Annotated in this window: 14 protein-coding genes; 4 read left to right on the top strand and 10 right to left on the bottom strand. The window is 71.6% G+C overall.

What is annotated here, in order from left to right; translation table 11 throughout:
• Nucleotides 1-28: 28 nt before the first annotated feature.
• The 3 genes from ACH4RC_RS26660 to ACH4RC_RS26650 all read right to left on the bottom strand — a co-directional run bounded on the left by ACH4RC_RS26660 (nt 29) and on the right by ACH4RC_RS26650 (nt 4,170).
• On the bottom strand, nt 29-1,870 hold the full coding sequence (locus tag ACH4RC_RS26660; RefSeq protein WP_398205428.1) for a glycoside hydrolase family 3 protein: 1,842 nt from the start codon (nt 1,868-1,870) through the stop codon (nt 29-31).
• Nucleotides 1,871-2,386: 516 nt separating this feature from the next.
• On the bottom strand, nt 2,387-3,196 hold the full coding sequence (locus ACH4RC_RS26655) for a sugar phosphate isomerase/epimerase family protein (RefSeq protein WP_398205426.1): 810 nt from the start codon (nt 3,194-3,196) through the stop codon (nt 2,387-2,389).
• A gap of 29 nt (nt 3,197-3,225) precedes the next feature.
• Nucleotides 3,226-4,170 (bottom strand): GNAT family N-acetyltransferase, encoded by a 945-nt coding sequence (locus ACH4RC_RS26650; RefSeq protein ID WP_398205424.1) that lies wholly within the window; start codon nt 4,168-4,170, stop codon nt 3,226-3,228.
• Nucleotides 4,171-4,607: 437 nt separating this feature from the next.
• On the opposite strand from ACH4RC_RS26650, the gene ACH4RC_RS26645 reads away from it, so the two are divergent.
• Nucleotides 4,608-6,035 (top strand): alkaline phosphatase family protein, encoded by a 1,428-nt coding sequence (locus tag ACH4RC_RS26645; RefSeq protein WP_398205423.1) that lies wholly within the window; start codon nt 4,608-4,610, stop codon nt 6,033-6,035.
• Nucleotides 6,036-6,302: 267 nt separating this feature from the next.
• Here ACH4RC_RS26645 and ACH4RC_RS26640 read toward each other — a convergent pair whose 3' ends face one another.
• A complete protein-coding gene (locus ACH4RC_RS26640) occupies nt 6,303-6,680 on the bottom strand; it encodes a hypothetical protein (protein ID WP_398205422.1) in 378 nt (125 codons plus the stop codon).
• On the bottom strand, nt 6,670-7,719 hold the full coding sequence (locus tag ACH4RC_RS26635; protein ID WP_398205420.1) for a LacI family DNA-binding transcriptional regulator: 1,050 nt from the start codon (nt 7,717-7,719) through the stop codon (nt 6,670-6,672). The genes ACH4RC_RS26640 and ACH4RC_RS26635 overlap by 11 nt, the downstream gene beginning before the upstream one ends.
• 142 nt (nt 7,720-7,861) lie before the next feature.
• Here ACH4RC_RS26635 and ACH4RC_RS26630 point away from each other — a divergent pair, with 142 nt between their 5' ends.
• From ACH4RC_RS26630 to ACH4RC_RS26620, 3 genes are read left to right on the top strand one after another with little or no spacing between them, the layout of a single operon-like run.
• The gene (locus tag ACH4RC_RS26630; protein ID WP_398205419.1) at nt 7,862-9,019 is read left to right on the top strand and encodes a Gfo/Idh/MocA family protein; all 1,158 of its coding nucleotides are present in this window, start codon (nt 7,862-7,864) and stop codon (nt 9,017-9,019) included.
• On the top strand, nt 9,016-10,170 hold the full coding sequence (locus ACH4RC_RS26625; protein WP_398205418.1) for a dihydrodipicolinate synthase family protein: 1,155 nt from the start codon (nt 9,016-9,018) through the stop codon (nt 10,168-10,170). Before ACH4RC_RS26630 ends, ACH4RC_RS26625 begins: the two co-directional genes overlap by 4 nt.
• Nucleotides 10,167-11,003, top strand: a complete 837-nt coding sequence (locus ACH4RC_RS26620; RefSeq protein ID WP_398205416.1) for a sugar phosphate isomerase/epimerase family protein — start codon at nt 10,167-10,169, stop codon at nt 11,001-11,003. The genes ACH4RC_RS26625 and ACH4RC_RS26620 overlap by 4 nt, the downstream gene beginning before the upstream one ends.
• A 215-nt stretch (nt 11,004-11,218) precedes the next feature.
• Here the strand turns inward: ACH4RC_RS26620 and rbsD are convergent, their stop codons facing one another.
• Genes rbsD through ACH4RC_RS26595 form a run of 5 tightly spaced genes read right to left on the bottom strand, consistent with a single transcriptional unit; the run spans nt 11,219 to nt 17,086 of the window.
• Entirely contained in the window at nt 11,219-11,608 is a 390-nt protein-coding gene (rbsD, locus tag ACH4RC_RS26615; RefSeq protein ID WP_398205414.1) for a D-ribose pyranase, read from the bottom strand.
• Complete coding sequence (locus ACH4RC_RS26610) at nt 11,605-12,504, bottom strand: ribokinase (protein ID WP_398205413.1); 900 nt, start codon at nt 12,502-12,504, stop codon at nt 11,605-11,607. The genes rbsD and ACH4RC_RS26610 overlap by 4 nt, the downstream gene beginning before the upstream one ends.
• 49 nt (nt 12,505-12,553) lie before the next feature.
• A complete protein-coding gene (locus tag ACH4RC_RS26605) occupies nt 12,554-14,509 on the bottom strand; it encodes a substrate-binding domain-containing protein (RefSeq protein WP_398205411.1) in 1,956 nt (651 codons plus the stop codon).
• Entirely contained in the window at nt 14,496-16,046 is a 1,551-nt protein-coding gene (locus ACH4RC_RS26600) for a sugar ABC transporter ATP-binding protein (protein ID WP_398205409.1), read from the bottom strand. The genes ACH4RC_RS26605 and ACH4RC_RS26600 overlap by 14 nt, the downstream gene beginning before the upstream one ends.
• On the bottom strand, nt 16,043-17,086 hold the full coding sequence (locus ACH4RC_RS26595) for a LacI family DNA-binding transcriptional regulator (protein WP_398205407.1): 1,044 nt from the start codon (nt 17,084-17,086) through the stop codon (nt 16,043-16,045). Before ACH4RC_RS26595 ends, ACH4RC_RS26600 begins: the two co-directional genes overlap by 4 nt.
• Nucleotides 17,087-17,327: the final 241 nt, after the last annotated feature.

Here is a 17,327-nt window from a genome sequence, read left to right as displayed (position 1 = left end):
CCGGCCGCGTACCGATCCCGTGTCGAAATCAGTACCGCAGGCCGTACCCGACCGGGTACAGGACCTGCGCGGGATCGTCGGCACGCTGCACCGGCACCGGCAGCTTGCCGCGCGGTTCGGCGCGGCCCGCGAGGACCCGTACCGCCGCCCGCAGTTCGACGTCGATCCAGGAGTACGCGGCCACGTGCGCGCGGGCCGCGGCCAGGTGGGCCACGTCGTACGGGTTGCGCATGGACAGGGTGATCACCGGTACGCCCGTCGCGGCCACGGCGTTCACCAGCGCCTGCTGGGCGCTGCCCGCCGTGACGTTGTACGTGCCGACGAGCACGGCGTCCTTGCCCGCGGCCGCCGCCACCGCCTGGGCGATGACCGCCTGGCCGGGCGCGGTGCCGGTCGCCAGGACCGTCGCCGAGAAGCCCAGTTCGGTCAGGGCGGCGCCGAGCACGGTGGTGGGCGGGCCGTCGCTGAGCGAGGGGGACGCGGGGTTGGCACCGAGCACGAGGACGTTCTTGTGGGTGCGCCGGTCGAGCGGGAGCAGCCGGTCCTTGTTGACCAGGAGCGTCGTCGTGCGTTCGGCGATCTTGTCGGCCGCCGCCAGGTGGGCGCGGGTGCCCACGGTGTGGTCGACGCCGCGCCGGGTGACGTACGGGTCCTTGAGAAGACCCAGCTTGGCCTTGAGCCGCAGAATGCGCAGGATCGATTCATCGAGGCGCTTCTCGGTCAGCTCCCCGCTCTGTACGGCCTTGAGGACGCCGTTCCACGCGACGTCCAGGGACGGCGGGTTGAGCAGCTGGTCGACGCCCGCCTTCAGGGCGAGCACCGGCACACGGTCGTCGCCGTACTTCGTACGGACGCCCTCCATGCCGAGCGAGTCCGTGATCACGACGCCGTCGTAGCCGAGGTTCTCGCGCAGGATGCCGGTGAGGATCGGGTGCGAGAGGGTCGCCGGGTCCTCCGCCGGGTCGAGCGCCGGTACGACGAGGTGGGCCGTCATGATCGAGTCGATCCCGGCGTCGATCACGGCCTTGAACGGCGGGGCGTCCAGCTTCTCCCACTGCTCGCGGGTGTGCGTGATCACCGGAAGCCCTGTGTGGCTGTCGGTCGCCGTGTCGCCGTGGCCCGGGAAGTGCTTGGCCGTCGAGGCGACGCCGGCCGACTGGTACCCCTCGACCTGCGCCGCGGCCATCCTGGCCACCGCCGCCGGCTCCGAGCCGAAGGAGCGTACGCCGATGACCGGGTTGGCCGGGTTGATGTTGACGTCCGCGTCCGGGGCGTAGTCCTGGTTTATGCCGAGGGCGCGCAGTTCGGCACCGGCGATCGCGGCGGCCCGGCGTGCGTCGGAGCGGGAGGCGCCCGCGCCGAGCGCCATCGCGCCGGGGAGCAGCGTGGCGGGTTTGCCGACCCTGGCCACTATGCCGTGTTCCTGGTCGGTCGAGACGATCAGCGGGATCCTGGAGGGCAGGCGGCGGCCGGCCTCCTGGATGCCGTTGCTGAGATCGGCGATCTGGTGCGGGTCGCGCACGTTGTGCGCCCACGCGAAGTAGATGATGCCGCCGAGCTTGTACTTGTCGATCATCTCGGCGGCTGTGCGGACGCCGATCTCCTTGAGGTTGGCGTCGATGTCGGCCTGGTCCGGGGCGGTGGCCGAGTGGCCGTAGACCCGCATGACGAAGAGCTGGCCGACCTTCTCCTCCAGGGACATCCCGGAGATGATCTTCCGCAGCGCCTTGTCGGTCTTGCGGGACTTGGCGTCGGCGGCCTGGACGGGGGCGGCGCTCAGGCCTGCGGCGGCGACGCCGGCGGTTGCGGCGGCGAGCAGTGTCCGTCTGGAGAAACCGGTGCTGCGGGTGCTGATGTGGCGGTGGTGCACTTGCGCTCCTTCCGGGGGAGGGGCGGGGCACGAGCTTCGGCCATGGCCGGCGGTGAAAATTACTTCCGCGCGTCACGGTTACCCGGAAAGTTTCTGCCGGTCAAGGGAATCGGCGCGGGAAGCGGGTGAATGATGTTTTCGGGTGCGCCGCCGTCGTGGTTGCTCGCGCCGTTCCCCGCGCCCCTGTGAGGCGCACCGCGTGCGCAGATCGCCGTTCTTCGGGTGCGGCGCCGTCGTGGCTGGTCGCGCAGTTCCCCGCGCCCCTGAGGCATGCGGCTTCGCCGCAGCCCCATGGAGGCGCGCCCCCGCTGCCCCCTGAAATGGCGCACGAAGTGCGCATTTCAGGGGCGCGGGGAACGGCGCGAGCAACCACGGCGTGGCGCGCGGTCGGGGTCGGTCCGCAACCGGGCAGACGGGACCGTGCCTTTCAGGGGCGCGGGGAACGGCGCGAGCAACCACGGCGGTCAGCGGTCGGCGTCGAAGGGACAGGGGCAGACGCTCGGCCGAACCCGGGACTCACGCCGACTCATTGAGCAGCCGGGCCACGTACTCCCGCCCCGCGCCAAGAATCCCGGAAAGCGGCGCAGCCGACTCGTACCAGCGCGCCTCGTACTCCCAGCAGAGCCACCCGTCCCAGCCCTCCCGGCTGAGCACCTCCACACACTCACCCAGCGGCAGCGCCCCCGCCCCGAGCGGCAGCGGCGTCGTGTCGTCGGGCCCCGCGATGTCTTTGACCTGCACATACCCGAGGTAGGGGGAGAGCGCCGCGTACGAGACGGAGGGCTGTTCGCCGCCGAGCCAGGTGTGCATGACGTCCCAGAGCACGCCCACGTTGCGGTGGCCGACGGGGCCGACGACGCGGGACGCGGCGGCGCCCGTACGGTGCGAGTCGTGCGTTTCGAGCAGGACGCGTACGTCGCGGTCGGCCGCGTACTCGGCGGCGACGCCGAGGCGGCGGGCGGCCGTGGCGTCGGCCTCCGCGCGACCGGCCTCGTCGAGGTCGTCCCCGCCGCCGGGGAACACACGTACGTACGGGGCGCCCAGGTCGCGGGCGAGGTCGATCAGGGCGCGTACGTCGTCGAGCACGGCGGTGTCGTCGCCGGGCGCGGCCACGCGCGCGTACCCGGCGACGCCCAGGATCTCGACGCCCGCGGCCTTGAACTCGGCGGCCACGTCGGCGCGGGCCGCCGCGTCGAGGCCCGGGTGGACCGGCTCCTCGGGGTGGGCGCGCAGCTCCACGCCGTGGTAGCCGTGCGCCGTCGCGAGGCGGAGGACGTCGGCCAGCGGACGGCCGGGGACACCGAGGGTGGAGAACGCCAGTTTCATGGGGCGGACCATACCCGCGCTGCCGTCGCTCACTCAGCTGTCCCGTGCAGCGGCAGCCGCCAGTCCTGGCCGGTCAGGTCGGCGCCGAAGGAGCGGTGCGGAACCTCGCCGACCAGCACGAAGCCGTGCCGCTGGTAGATCGAACGGGCCGACTTCAGCACGTCGTTCGTCCACAGCACGAGCTCGCGATAGCCGACGCCGCGCGCGAAGTCGATCACGGCGCCAACGAGCCGGTCCCCGATGCCGAGGCCGCGCGCCTCCGGCTCCACGAGGAGCAGCCGCAGCCGGGCCGTGCCGGGCGCCTCGTCCCGTACGCACATGACGCACCCGACCGGGCGGCCGTCGAGCTCGGCGATCCACACGCGCTCCAGGTAAGGGTCGTGGTCCTGGGCGAAGTCGGCGACGATACGGGCGACCAGACCCTCGTACTCGGCGTTCCAGCCGAACTCGGCGGCGTACACCGCGCCGTTGCGGGCCACGACCCAGCCGAGGTCGCCGGGGGCGGGGTCGCGCAAAGTGACGTCCTCGGCGCGCGGGGCGGCGCGGCCGTCGCCGAGGATCGAACGGACCGTGCGCAGCGCCTCCGCCAGCCGGGTCCGTTCGGCCGCGGGGACGGTGTCGAGGAGCGCCCCGACCGTTTCCCGGGACCGCTCGTCGAGCAGGTCGGCGGCGGTGCGGCCGCGCGGGGTGAGGGTGATGCTGCGGCGCCGCGAGTCCCGCTCGGACGTGCCGCGCTCGACGAGGCCGTCCCGCTCGAACTTGCCGAGGATGCGGCTCAGGTACCCGGCGTCGAGACGCAGTCGCGCCCGCAGATCGGCCGCGTCGAGCCGCCGTCCGCGCTCCGGGTGCGCCAGCTCGTACAGCACGCGCGACTCGGTGAGGGTGTACGGGGCGTACAGGTGGCGGCTGTAGTCCAGCGCGCCGATGACGTTCGTGTAGAAGCGGTTGAAGGACCGGATGTCCTGCACGGTCATGGTTGTCTCACCTCGCGACACTCATGCTCATCGCTTGTGGATGGTTGACTCAGTCAGAGGTCTGGGGGTGCCCGTCACGCTACGCCGCGTCCATGGGCCGCGTCCATGGCCCGGACATCCGGCCGCGTTCACGGCGCGGGGCCGCCCGGCCGCGTTCACGGTCCGGACGTCCGGCCGCCATCCGGTGAACCTCACGCCCCCATCTGGCGGGAGCCTGGCGCGTCCTCCTGAAGTCAAGACCGTGCATATGGCAGGTATAGCGGTTCAAGAGCAGCCCATGGGTTGGCCAACCCCTTCCCGCCCGTTGGCCGTGATTTCACCGTTCGCCCCCTCCGCCCCATGGTGAACGGCCCGCACAGTGGAGCCAACGGCCCGTTCGACACGGGCCGTTGGCATGCCGTAACCGTCCGTCCAGCCAGCTTTAGGGGGCTTCTTCCATGGCCGAACTGACCCGACGCAGACTCCTCGGTTCCGCGGCAGGCGCGGTCGGGGGCGCCGCCGCGCTCTCGCTGCTGCCGCCCAGCGTGCAGAAGGCGGTGGCCGCCGGGCCGCCCCGCAAGGGTTCGCTGCGCGACATCGAGCACGTCGTCATGCTCATGCAGGAGAACCGCTCCTTCGACCACTACTTCGGCACCCTCAAGGGCGTACGCGGCTTCAACGACCCCCACGCGCTGAAGCTGAGCAACGGCCGCTCGGTGTTCTTCCAGCCCGACCCCGAGAACCCCAAGGGTTACCTCCTCCCCTTCCACCTGGACACGCACTCCACCAGCGCCCAGGCCATCCCCTCCACCAGCCACGCCTGGTCCGTCCAGCACGAGGCGTGGAACAACGGGGCGATGGACCAGTGGCTCCCCGCCCACCGCAAGGCCGACGGCGTGAACGGGCCGTACGTGATGGGGTACTACACGCGCAAGGACATACCGTTCCAGTTCGCGCTGGCCGAGACCTTCACCATCTGTGACAACTACTTCTCCTCCGTCTTCGGCCCGACCTGGCCGAACCGGCTCTACTGGATGACGGGCTCGATCGACCCCTCCGGCACCCAGGGCGGCCCGGTGCTCAACAACACGGCGCCGACCCCGTACCGCTGGACGACGTACGCCGAGCGGCTCCAGGCCGCCGGGGTCAGCTGGAAGGTGTACCAGCAGGACGACGACTACGGCTGCAACCTGCTGGAGCAGTTCGCCAGCTTCAAGAACGCCCAGCCGGGATCGGACCTCTACGAGCGCGGTGTGCGGCCGCAGCCCGAGGGCACCTTCGAGGACGACGCCCGCAACGACCGGCTCCCGGCGGTCAGCTGGATCATGCCGACGAGCTACCAGTCGGAGCACCCCGACTACCTGCCCGCCGCGGGCGCCGACTTCGTGGCCCAGAAGATCGAGGCGATCGCCGCCAACCCCAAGGTCTGGGCGAAGACCGCCTTCATCCTCAACTACGACGAGAACGACGGCCTCTTCGACCACGTGCCCCCGCCGACGCCCCCGGCGGGCACGGCCGACGAGTTCGTCCAGGGCCTGCCCATCGGCGGCGGCTTCCGCGTCCCGGCGATCATCGTCTCGCCGTGGACGGTCGGCGGCTGGGTGGCCTCGGAGGCGTTCGACCACACCTCGGCGCTCCAGTTCCTGGAGCGGTTCACGGGCGTGAAGGAGCCCAACATCACCGACTGGCGCCGCTCCGCCTTCGGCGACCTCACCTCGGCGTTCCGCTTCACCCACGCCGCGCCGCGGCCGCCGCGTCTGCCGCACGACACGGCGAAACAGCTGGAGCAGGCGAAGGAGGACGTGGCCACCCTGCCGAAGCCCACCCTGCCCGGCGCGGACCAGCAGTTCCCGCACCAGGAGCGGGGGCGACGGCCGCACGTGTGACGTCGTACGCCCCACCGGGGCACCGGCACACACCGGTGCCCCGCGCCGACAGCCCTTGCCTCAGCACAGCGGCGTCGACGGCCCTTGCTTCACAGCGGCGCTGAGCGCTCCGCCGGAAGCGCCGCGACAGGTGTTCGGCGGAGTGCGGCGCCGTCGTGGCTGGTCGGGCAGTTCCCCGCGCCCCTTCGGGGCGCTGCCCCACCGCGATGTACTTCGCCCGGCCCGCTCATCACCCCTCGCCCCACAGCAGCGCCGACAACCCCTGCCTCAAAGCAGCAGCGCCCACAACACCGCGAACGGCAGCAGCACGAACGGCACCGCCCGGGTCCACACCGACCGGCCGATGTCCGCCCTGCGCGCGAAGCCCCGGTTGGCGAGGACGACCAGGGCCAGGACCACAAGCCCGGACACGGCGCCCAGGCCCATGAGTACCGGGCCGTTGTCCAGCGTCTCGTAGTTGCAGCTCCCGGTGAACCCGGGCGCGTACGACTCCTCGACGCTGCGGCAGTCCATCGGCAGCCACTCGCTCAGCAGCCACCACGCACACCCGAGCGGCGCGAGCGCGGGCAGCCCGAGCAACAGGTTCACCAGGACCGGAGCCGTCCACCGCACGGGCCCCCGGTGCTCCAGCGTTTCACTGGTCACGCGGCGCCGCCGTCGACCCGCGCACCATCAGCTCGCCGCGCACCACGTCCACCCCGCCGGGCGGCTCCGCCTCGCGGCCCATCGCGATGCGGCCCGCCCGCGCCGCCGCCTCCGCCAAGGGCAGGCGGACCGTCGTCAGCGCCGGGACCGCGTCCACGCTGAAGGGCAGGTCGTCGAAGCCCGCCACCGACACGTCCTCGGGGATGCGCAGGCCCGCCTCGCGCAGCGCCGCGCACGCGCCGAGCGCCATCGTGTCGTTCGCCGCGACCACGGCCGTCAACCCGGGCTCCTGGCGCAGCAGTTGAGCCGTCGCCTCGTAACCCGCCCCGCGGTCGTACGGGCCGTGCGCCACAAGGCCGTCCGACTCGGTGACCCCGGCCTCGGCGAGCGCCTCCCGGTGGCCCTCCAGGCGGTGGCGCGTCGTCGTGCGCTCCTCGGGGCCCGCCACGTAGCCGATCCGGCGGTGGCCCAGGGTGAGCAGGTGGTGCGTCAGCTGCCGCGCGCCGCCCCGGTTGTCGAAGGTCAGGGCGGACGCGTCCGTGCCCGGTACCGGGGGGCGTCCGCACAGTACGACCCGCGTGCCCGCCTCGGAGAGCCGCCGCAGTTTGTTCGCGACGGCGGCGACATGCGTCTCGTTCTCGATCGCGCCGCCCGTCAGGACGACCGCCGCGGCCCGCTGGCGCTGGAGCAGCGTCAGGTACGTCAGCTCCCGTTCGGGTGAGCCGCCGGTGTTGCAGACCACCGCGAGCCGCTCGCCGCCGGCCCGGCCGCCGGGCCCGACGATCTCCGACTGCACGGCGGACGCCATGATCCCGAAGAACGGGTCCGCGATGTCGTTGACCAGGACCCCGACCAGGTCGGACGTGGCCGCCGCGAGCGAACTGGCCGGGCCGTTGAGCACGTAGTCCAGCTCGTCCACGGCCTTGAGCACGCGCTCGCGCGTGGCGGCGGCGACCGGATAGTTGCCGTTCAGCACGCGTGACACGGTGGCGGGGGACACCTGCGCGCGGGCGGCCACGTCCGCCAGGGTCACGGTCATCGAAACCATCCTCCGTTGTTTTCGCCCTTGTCCGAGCGGCTGTGCAGAGGCTAGCTTCTTTCTATGTAGAAAGCGCTTGCTACCCGGTCTGTTCGGAGGTGGGCGCCGCCTGCCACCCGTAGCGAAGGACGAAGGGACTCACGTGACACGCAAGACGGTGCGCATCGCCATGAACGGTGTGACGGGGCGCATGGGCTACCGCCAGCACCTCGTACGCTCCCTCCTCGCCCTGCGCGAGCAGGGCGGACTCGACCTCGGTGACGGCACGGTGCTGTGGCCCGAGCCCGTCCTCGTCGGCCGCCGCGAGCACGCCCTGCGCGCGCTCGCCGAGCGCCACGGCCTCGCCGAGGAGAACATCTCCACCGACCTCGACGCCGTCCTCGCCGACGACTCGGTCGACATCTACTTCGACGCGCAGGTCACCTCCGCCCGCGAGGAGGCGCTGAAGAAGGCGATCGCCGCCGGCAAGCACATCTACACAGAGAAGCCCACCGCCACCGACCTCGCGGGCGCCCTCGACCTGGCCCGGCTCGCCAAGGACGCGGGCATCAAGTCCGGCGTCGTCCAGGACAAGATCTTCCTGCCGGGCCTGCTCAAGCTGAAGCGCCTCATCGACGGCGGCTTCTTCGGCAAGATCCTGTCCGTGCGCGGCGAGTTCGGCTACTGGGTCTTCGAGGGCGACTGGCAGGAGGCGCAGCGCCCGAGCTGGAACTACCGCGCCGAGGACGGCGGCGGCATCGTCGTCGACATGTTCCCGCACTGGGAGTACGTGCTCCACGAGCTGTTCGGCCGCGTCACCTCCGTACAGGCGCTGATCACCACGCACATCCCGCAGCGCTGGGACGAGAACGGCAAGCCCTACGACGCCACCGCCGACGACTCCGCGTACGGCGTCTTCGAGCTGGACGGCGGCGCCGTCGCACAGATCAACTCCTCCTGGGCGGTCCGCGTCAACCGCGACGAACTCGTCGAGTTCCAGGTGGACGGTACGGAGGGCTCCGCCGTCGCGGGCCTGCGCAACTGCCGCGTCCAGCACCGCAGCGCGACCCCCAAGCCCGTCTGGAACCCGGACATCCCGGCCACCTACTCCTTCCGCGACCAGTGGCAGGAAGTGCCCGACAACGCCGAGTTCGACAACGGCTTCAAGGCGCAGTGGGAACTCTTCCTCAAGCACGTCTACGCCGACGCGCCCTACCAGTGGGACCTCCTCGCCGGCGCGCGCGGCGTCCAGCTCGCCGAGCTGGGCCTGAAGTCGTCCGCCGAGGGCCGCCGCGTCGAGGTTCCGGAGATCACGCTGTGACGATCCACCTGCCCGACGCGACGGGCGCCCTGCGGGCGTACGAGCCCCGCGCCACGCCCCTCGCCGTCGACACGGGCGCGCCCCTCGCCTCCCGCGTCGTCTTCTCCGCCGCGCACGTCGTCGCCGACCCGTTCGCCGACACGACACCCGACTCCCCGGCCGCCGTCGACTGGGACGCCACCCTCGCCTTCCGCCGCCACCTGTGGTCGCACGGGCTCGGCGTCGCCGAGGCGATGGACACCGCGCAGCGCGGCATGGGCCTGGACTGGGCGGGCGCCGCCGAACTCATCCGGCGCTCGGCCGCCGAGGCGAAGGCGGTCGGCGGCCGCGTCGCGTGCGGCGTCGGCACCGATCAGCTCAAGGGGGCCGAGAGCCTGGCGGAGGTCCGCGCCGCCTACGAGGAGCAGCTCGCGCTCGTCGAGGGCACGGGCGCGCAGGCGATCCTCATGGCGTCCCGCGCGCTCGCCGCCGTCGCCGGGGGCCCCGAGGACTACCTCGACGTCTACGGCCACCTCCTGCGCCAGGCCGCCGAACCCGTCGTCCTGCACTGGCTCGGCCCGATGTTCGACCCGGCGCTCGACGGCTACTGGGGCTCCGCCGACCTGGACGCCGCGACCGAGACCTTCCTGGAGGTCATCGCCGCGCACCCGGACAAGGTCGACGGCATCAAGGTGTCGCTGCTCGACGCCGGCCGCGAGGTCGAGCTGCGCCGCCGACTCCCGAAGGGCGTGCGCTGCTACACCGGCGACGACTTCAACTACCCCGAGCTGATCGCGGGCGACGACCGGGGCTTCAGCCACGCGCTGCTCGGCATCTTCGACCCACTGGGCCCGCTCGCCGCGCAGGCCGTCCGCGTCCTCGACACCGGCGACGAGAAGGGCTTCCGCGCCCTCCTCGACCCGACCGTCGAACTGTCCCGGCACCTCTTCCAGGCCCCGACCCGCTTCTACAAGACCGGTGTCGTCTTCCTGGCCTGGCTCGCGGGCCATCAGGACCACTTCGCGATGGTCGGCGGCCTCCAGTCGGCCCGCTCGCTCCCGCACTTCGCGCGCGCCTACGAACTCGCCGACGGCCTGGGCCTGTTCCCGGACCCGCAGCTGGCCGAGGCCCGCATGAAAAACCTGCTCGCCGTGTACGGAGTCGCCTCATGACCGCCACCGCGGACCCGCGCTTCTCGATCAACCAGATGACGGTCAAGCAGCTCGGCCTGCCCGAACTCGTCGCCGCGTGCGTCGATTCGGGCGTCCAGCACATCGGCACCTGGCGCGAGCCCGTCCAGGCGTACGGCGTCGAGGCGGCGGCCAAGCTGATCGAGGACGCCGGGCTCACCGTCTCCACGCACTGCCGCGGCGGCTTCCTCACCGCGATCGAGGAGGCCGACCGCAAGGCCGCCGTCGAGGACAACAAGCGGGCTGTTGCCGAGGCCGCGACCCTCGGCACGAACGTCCTCGTCCTCGTCTCCGGCGGCCTCCCGGCCGGTTCGTACGATCTCGCCGGCGCCCGGGAACGGATCGCCGACGCGCTGGCCGACCTCGCCCCCTACGCCGCCGACCACGGGGTGCGGCTCGCGATCGAACCGCTGCACCCGATGTTCGCGGCCGACCGCTGCGTCGTCTCGACGCTCGCCCAGGCCCTGGACATCGCCGAACGCTTCCCCGCACATCAGGTCGGCGTCTGCGTGGACACGTACCACATCTGGTGGGACGACCAGGCGCCCGCGCAGATCGCACGGGCCGGGGCGCAGGGCCGCATCGCGACGTTCCAGCTGGCCGACTGGGTGACGCCGCTGCCCGAGGGCGTACTCAACGGACGCGGGCAGATCGGTGAGGGATCGATCGACATGCGGTACTGGCGCGGCCTGGTCGAGCAGCAGGGGTACGCCGGGCCCATCGAGGTCGAGCTGTTCAACGACGGGCTGTGGGCGCGGGACGGGCGTGAGGTGCTGGCGGAGACGGTGGACCGCTTCACGGAACACGCCTGCTGACCAGCGCTTCGAGGGCGCTGTGAAAATCCGGGAAGAAAACGCTCCGCATCCGTACAACCATCGGGGCGGGTCGCCTGTCTAGCGTGCGTCGGGATGTCCGGAGGGGGATCCGGGGGGATCGCGGAAGTCCCGGCACAGGAGGGGAAGGCCCGAGGGGCCCGGTCGTTCGTACCGGGCCCCTCGGGCATTTGACCTCGCGCGTTTCCAGGCGGGGGTCAGAAGAAGACGCCGCAGCGCAGCAGCACGTTCGCGTACGGCCGCGCCTCCCCGGTCCGTACGATCAGGCGCGCGCCGCCGGACAGCGACTTCAGCTCCTCGTGCGGGACGAAGCCGAGGGACGGCACCCGCTCGCCGAGCAGTCCGGCCGCCGCCGGGTTCGCGGTCCGGACCTCGGTCGCGGCCGTGCCCGCCTCGACCACGAGATCGTCGAGGAGCCCGTCGAGGACCTCCGCGAAGGACGGCACCCCGGCCCGGAAGGCGAGGTCGACGACGCGCGGCCCGGCCGGGATCGGCATTCCGGCGTCGCATATGAGCACGCCGTCCCCGTGTCCCAACTCGGCGATGGCGCCCGCCAGATGGCGGTTGAGGATGCCGGCCTTCTTCACAGCGCGACGACCTCTTCGGCCGTCGGGTACGACACCTGCGCGCCCTGCTTGGTGACGGCGGCGGCGCCGACCCGGGCCGCGTAGGCGGCGGCCTCGGCCAGCGACTCGCCGGTACCGAGGCGCCAGGCGAGCGCGGCGGTGAACGCGTCACCGGCGCCCGTCGTGTCCACGGCCTTCACCTTCACCGACGCGACCCGCGACGAGCCCGACGCGTCCGCGACGAGCGCGCCCTGCGCGCCGAGCGTGATGACGACCGAGCGCGGGCCGAGCGCGAGCAGCGCCCGCGCCCAGTCCTCGGGCTCGCCCTCGGTGTCCGTGCCGAGGACGACGCGGGCCTCGTGCTCGTTGACGATGAGCGGGTCGCACACGGCGAGGACCTCGTCGGGCAGCGGCGCGGGCGGCGACGGGTTCAGGACGAGCCGCGCCCCCTCGGCCACGCTCCGCGCGACCTCCGCGACTGTCTCCAGCGGGATCTCCAGGAGCGTCGACACGACCCGGGCCCCGGCGAACAGCTCGCCCGCCGCCCGTACGTCGTCCGGCGTGAGCCGCCCGTTCGCGCCCGGCGACACCACGATGCTGTTGTCCCCGGACGGGTCGACGGTGATCAGCGCGACGCCGGTGGGCGCCCCGCCGACGAGCACGCCGGACGTGTCGACGCCCGCCGACTCCATCGACTCGCGCAGCAGTGTGCCGTGCCCGTCGTCGCCGACCCGCCCGAGCAGCGCCGTACGGGCGCCGAGCTTGGCGGCGGCGACCGCCTGGTTGGCGCCCTTGCCGCCCGGGTGGGTGACCAGGTCGGAGCCGAGGACGGTCTCCCCGGCGGCCGGGCGGCGGTCGACACCCACCACCAGGTCGGCGTTGGCCGACCCGACGACGAGCAGGTCGTACGTGTTCATGCTGTGCCTTTCTTCGTACGTCACTCGAAGATATGCCGAAGGGGGCGTGTCACTCGAAGTCGGCGACGTTCTTCGAGGTGACGACCTTGACCGGCACCTTCACCGCGTCCGCGATCTTCTTGTCCTGGGCGGCGCGGACCGCGTTCTGCACGGCCATCCTGCCGAGCTCGCGCGGCTGCTGGGCGACGGAGGCGTACAGGGTGCCCGCCTTCACCGCCTTGAAGCCGTCCGGGGTGCCGTCGAAGCCGACGACGGCGACGGACTTGCCGGCCTTGGAGCCGAGCGCCTTGACCGCGCCGAGCGCCATCTCGTCGTTCTCGGCGAAGACACCGTCGATGTCGGGGTGCGACTGGAGCAGGTTCGTCATGACGTCGAGGCCCTTGGTGCGGTCGAAGTCGGCGGGCTGCTTCGCGGCGACCTTGATACCCGGGAACTCCTTGAGCCCGGCGGCGAAGCCCGCGCCGCGCTCACGGCTGGCGGACGTACCGGCCTGGCCTTGCAGGATCACGATGGTGCCCTTGCCGCCGAGCTTCTCGGCGAGGGTCCTCGCGGCCTGCTTGCCGCCCGCGACGTTGTCGGAGGCGACGAGCGTCGCCGTCTCCGCCTTGTTCACGCCGCGGTCGGCGGCGACGACGGGGATGTCGGCGTCGTTGGCGCCGCGCACGGCGGGGCCGATGGCGTCGGAGTCGACCGGGTTGACTATGACCGCGCCGAGGCCGGTGCTGGTGAAGTTCTGCACCTGGTTGGCCTGCTGCGAGGCGTCGTTCTGCGCGTCGGTGACGGTCAGCTTCACGCCCTGCTTCTTCGCCTCGGCCTGTGCGCCCGCCCGCATCTCGGTGAAGAACGGGTTGTTGAGCGTGGAGACGGCCATGCCCAGCTTGAGGTCCTTCTTGGAGTCGGACGACGAGCCGTTGTTCCACAGCGCGAGGCCGCCGACGATCGCCGCGGCGACGACGGCCGCGATCAGGTACTGCATCTTCTGCTTGGGCCCGCCGGAACCGGCCCCGGCGGCCGTGGGCGTGGCCCCGGCCTTGCGGCGCACGGTGTCGAGCAGCACGGCGAGCGCGATGACGACGCCGATGACGACCTGCTGCCAGAACGCGGAGACGGAGAGGAGGTTGAGGCCGTTGCGCAGCACCGCGAGGATGAGGGCGCCGATGAACGTGCCCGACGCCTTGCCCGTACCACCGGCGAGGGAGGCGCCGCCGATGACGACGGCGGCGATGGCGTCCAGCTCGTACCCCTGCGCGGCCTGCGGCTGGGCGGAGGCGAGACGTGAGGCGAGGACGATACCGGCGACGGCCGCGAAGAGCCCGGACAGCCCGTAGATGACGAGCTTCTGCCGCTTGACGCGAAGCCCGGAGAGGCGGGCGGCTTCCTCGTTGCCGCCGATGGCGTACATGGAGCGCCCGATGAACGTACGCCCGAGCACGACGGCGGTGATCACCCCGACGACGACCATCACGATGACCGGCACCGGCAGCCAGCCGCCGAGCGTGTCACCGAGGTGCGAGACCGAGTCGGGGAACGGGATCGGGCTGCCCTGCGAGATCACCAGCGAGAGCCCGCGCCCGACCGACAGCATCGCGAGCGTCGCGATGAACGGCGGCAGCTTCCCGTACGAGATGAGGGCGCCGTTGACCAGTCCGCAGGCCACACCGGTCACGACGGCGAGGAGCACGGCTATGACGACCGGCACCCCTTCGTTCGTGGCGGCCCAGGCGAGGACGGTCGCGGACAGGGCGGCGACCGAGCCGACGGACAGGTCGATGCCCGCCGAGACGATGACGAAGGTGACACCGAACGCGAGGATGGCGGTCACGGCCGCCTGAACGCCTACGTTCAGCAGGTTGGTGGTGGTCAGGAAGTCGCCGGAGAGCAGCGACATCACGATGACGAGGACGACGAGCGCGGTCAGCGCGCCGTTGTCGAGGAGCAGCCGCAGCAGGCTCCCGCTCTGCTTGGTCGTGCTCTTGCCGTTCTTGACCGTGTCAGTGGTTGTCATGGGAGCCCTCCTCCTCGACTGCGTTGTGGTTCTGGTTGCTCTGGTTGCTGACGGCGAGCGCCATCACGGAGTCCTGGGTGGCGTCCTCGGCGGCGAGTTCACCGGCGATGCGCCCTTGCGCCATCACCAGCACCCGGTCACTCATGCCGAGCACCTCGGGCAGATCGCTGGAGATCATGAGGACGGCGTGCCCGGCGGCGGTCAGCTCGTTGATCAGCTGGTAGATCTCGACCTTGGCGCCGACGTCGATGCCGCGCGTCGGCTCGTCGAGGATCAGCACCTTGATGTCGGCGAGCAGCCACTTGCCGATGACGACCTTCTGCTGGTTGCCGCCGGACAGGGTGCGCACGTGCTGGCCGAGCCCGGCCATGCGCACGCCCAGTTGGGAGGCGATCCGCTCGGCGGCGGTGTGCTGCCCCTTGAGGTCGACGAACCCGCCGCGCGACGTGGTCCGCATGGTGACGAGCCCGAGGTTCTCCTCGACCGACTGATCGAGGACGAGCCCCTGCCCCTTGCGGTCCTCGGGCACGAGCCCGACCCCGGCGGCCATGGCGGCGTTGACGTCGTGCCGGGGCAGGCGACTACCGCCGACCTCGACACTGCCCCTGTCGTACGGATCGGCCCCGAAGACCGCCCGGACCACTTCCGTGCGCCCCGCGCCGACGAGCCCGGCGATACCGACGACCTCACCGGCCCGCACCTCGAAACTCACGTCGTGGAAGACGCCGTCGCGGCTGAGCCCCTCGACCTTGAGCAGCGCGGCTCCGGTGTCCGGCCGCTCGCGCGGATACTGCTGCTCGATGGAGCGCCCCACCATGAGCCGGACAAGCTCGTCCTCGGGGGTGGAGGCGGGCACCTGGCCCACACTCCGCCCGTCGCGGATGACGGTGACCCGGTCGCCGAGGGCGGCGATCTCCTCCAGGTGGTGCGTGATGAAGACGATGCCGACACCGTCCTCGCGCAGGGCGCGCACGATCGCGAAGAGCTTCTCCACCTCCTCGGAGGTGAGCACGGCGGTCGGCTCGTCCATGATCAGCACGCGGGCGTCCAGGCTGAGCGCCTTCGCGATCTCCACCATCTGGAGCCGGGCGATGCCGAGTTCGCGGACACGCGCGCGTGGCGAGACATTCACGCCCACGCGCGCGAGGAGCGCCTCGGCGTCGGCGTCCATCTTCTTGCGGTCGATGAGACCGAAGCGGCGCGGCTGACGCCCCAGGAAGATGTTCTCGGCCACGGTCAGATCGGGAACCAGGTTGAACTCCTGGTAGATCGTGGCGATGCCGAGCCGTTCGGCGTCCTGCGCACCATGGATACGGACCTGCTCGCCGCCGACGACGACACGGCCCGCGTCGGGCGTGTAGGCACCGGAGAGCATCTTGATCAGCGTGCTCTTCCCGGCCCCGTTCTCACCGAGCAGGACGTGCACCTCGCCCCGGCGCAGATCGAAGTCGACGCTGTCGAGCGCGACGACGCCGGGGAAGGTCTTCCGTATCCCTTCGATACGCAGCAACTCGTCCGGGTTGCGCGACTCTTTCAACGGGCTCTCCTCTCCATTGAGGTAGGCGGTTCTGGCTGTTCCGCGGTACGCGGCTCTCCGCACGAGTGCCGTACGAGGAGATGGGCGGGGAGCGTGAGCGACTCGGCCGCCCGCCCCTCGATGCGTTCCACGAGCGCGCGCACGGCGGCCCGCCCCAGCTCCGTGGTCGGCTGGGCGATCGCGGTGATCGGCGGATCGGTGTGCACGAACCACGGGATGTCGTCGAACGCGGCGAGCGCGATGTCGCCGGGGACGCGCAGCCCGCGCGCGCGGATCGCGTCGAGCGCGCCGAGGGCCATCAGGTTGTCGGCGGCGAACACGACCTCGGGCGGCTCCGGCAGGTCCAGGAACCCGTCCGTCACGCGGCGCCCGCTGCCCGCCTGGAAGTCGCCCTGCCCTATGTAGGCGTCGGGGAGATCGATCTCGTAGGAGGCGAGCGCCTCCCGGAACGCGGCGACGCGCTCGCTGCCCGTCGTGGTCGCGGCAGGGCCGGCGATGATGGCGAGCCGGCGGTGCCCGAGGCGGTGCAGGTGCGCGACGAGATCCCGGATGGCGGCCCGCCCGTCCGACCGCACGACGGGCACGTCGACACCCTGGATCCACCGGTCGACGAAGACCATCGGGGTGCCGCCCCTGGCCGCGTCCAGCATCAGCGGGGAGCCGCCGTCGGTGGGGGAGACGAGCAGCCCGTCGATCCGCCGGTCGAGCAGGGTCCGTACGTGATGGTCCTGGAGATCGGGCCGCTCGTCGGCGTTGCCGATGATCACGCTGTAGCCGAGGGCACGCGCCTCTTCCTCGACCGAGCGGGCCAGCTCGGTGAAGTACGGGTTCAGCACGTCGCTGATGACCAGGCCGAGGGTGCGGGTCTGATCGGTGCGCAGGGAACGGGCGACGGCGTTGGGCCGGTACCCGAGGGCGTCCACGGCGGCCATGACGCGGGTACGGGCGTCCGGGCTGACGGACGGGTGACTGTTGAGAACCCGGGACACCGTGGCAACGGAAACCCCGGCAGCAGCCGCGACATCCTTGATGCTCGCCATCGCGCCGGCCACCTCCTTGTGGCTGCGTGGAATCGATTACATCGACTTACAGGGGAGATTGGAATCGATTACATGGACGGATGGCAAGGGGGGTTCCGGTTGTCGTGACCGGATCGTGATGAGCGAAACGGGGCTGGGGTCGCCGGGTCGGGGTTGTGGCCGACGGGCCGGGGTTGTCAGTCCCACGTGCGATCGTTGACGACGTACGACGCGCACCCACCCCGCGAAATGGCGACGAACG

Origin of the sequence: Streptomyces sp. NPDC016845 (genome assembly GCF_044332585.1) — a bacterium.
In the GTDB taxonomy this organism is placed as follows: Bacteria; Actinomycetota; Actinomycetes; order Streptomycetales; family Streptomycetaceae; genus Streptomyces.
This window is presented reverse-complemented; position numbering and strand designations above follow the sequence as displayed.

Coding starts and splice junctions, on each gene's coding strand:
- ACH4RC_RS26645 (WP_398205423.1), top strand. CDS start 4,608: ATGGCCGAACTGACCCGACGCAGACTCCTCGGTTCCGCGGCAGGCGCG.
- ACH4RC_RS26650 (WP_398205424.1), bottom strand. CDS start 4,170: ATGACCGTGCAGGACATCCGGTCCTTCAACCGCTTCTACACGAACGTC.
- ACH4RC_RS26635 (WP_398205420.1), bottom strand. CDS start 7,719: ATGACCGTGACCCTGGCGGACGTGGCCGCCCGCGCGCAGGTGTCCCCC.
- ACH4RC_RS26620 (WP_398205416.1), top strand. CDS start 10,167: ATGACCGCCACCGCGGACCCGCGCTTCTCGATCAACCAGATGACGGTC.
- ACH4RC_RS26655 (WP_398205426.1), bottom strand. CDS start 3,196: ATGAAACTGGCGTTCTCCACCCTCGGTGTCCCCGGCCGTCCGCTGGCC.
- ACH4RC_RS26605 (WP_398205411.1), bottom strand. CDS start 14,509: ATGACAACCACTGACACGGTCAAGAACGGCAAGAGCACGACCAAGCAG.
- ACH4RC_RS26610 (WP_398205413.1), bottom strand. CDS start 12,504: ATGAACACGTACGACCTGCTCGTCGTCGGGTCGGCCAACGCCGACCTG.
- ACH4RC_RS26595 (WP_398205407.1), bottom strand. CDS start 17,086: ATGGCGAGCATCAAGGATGTCGCGGCTGCTGCCGGGGTTTCCGTTGCC.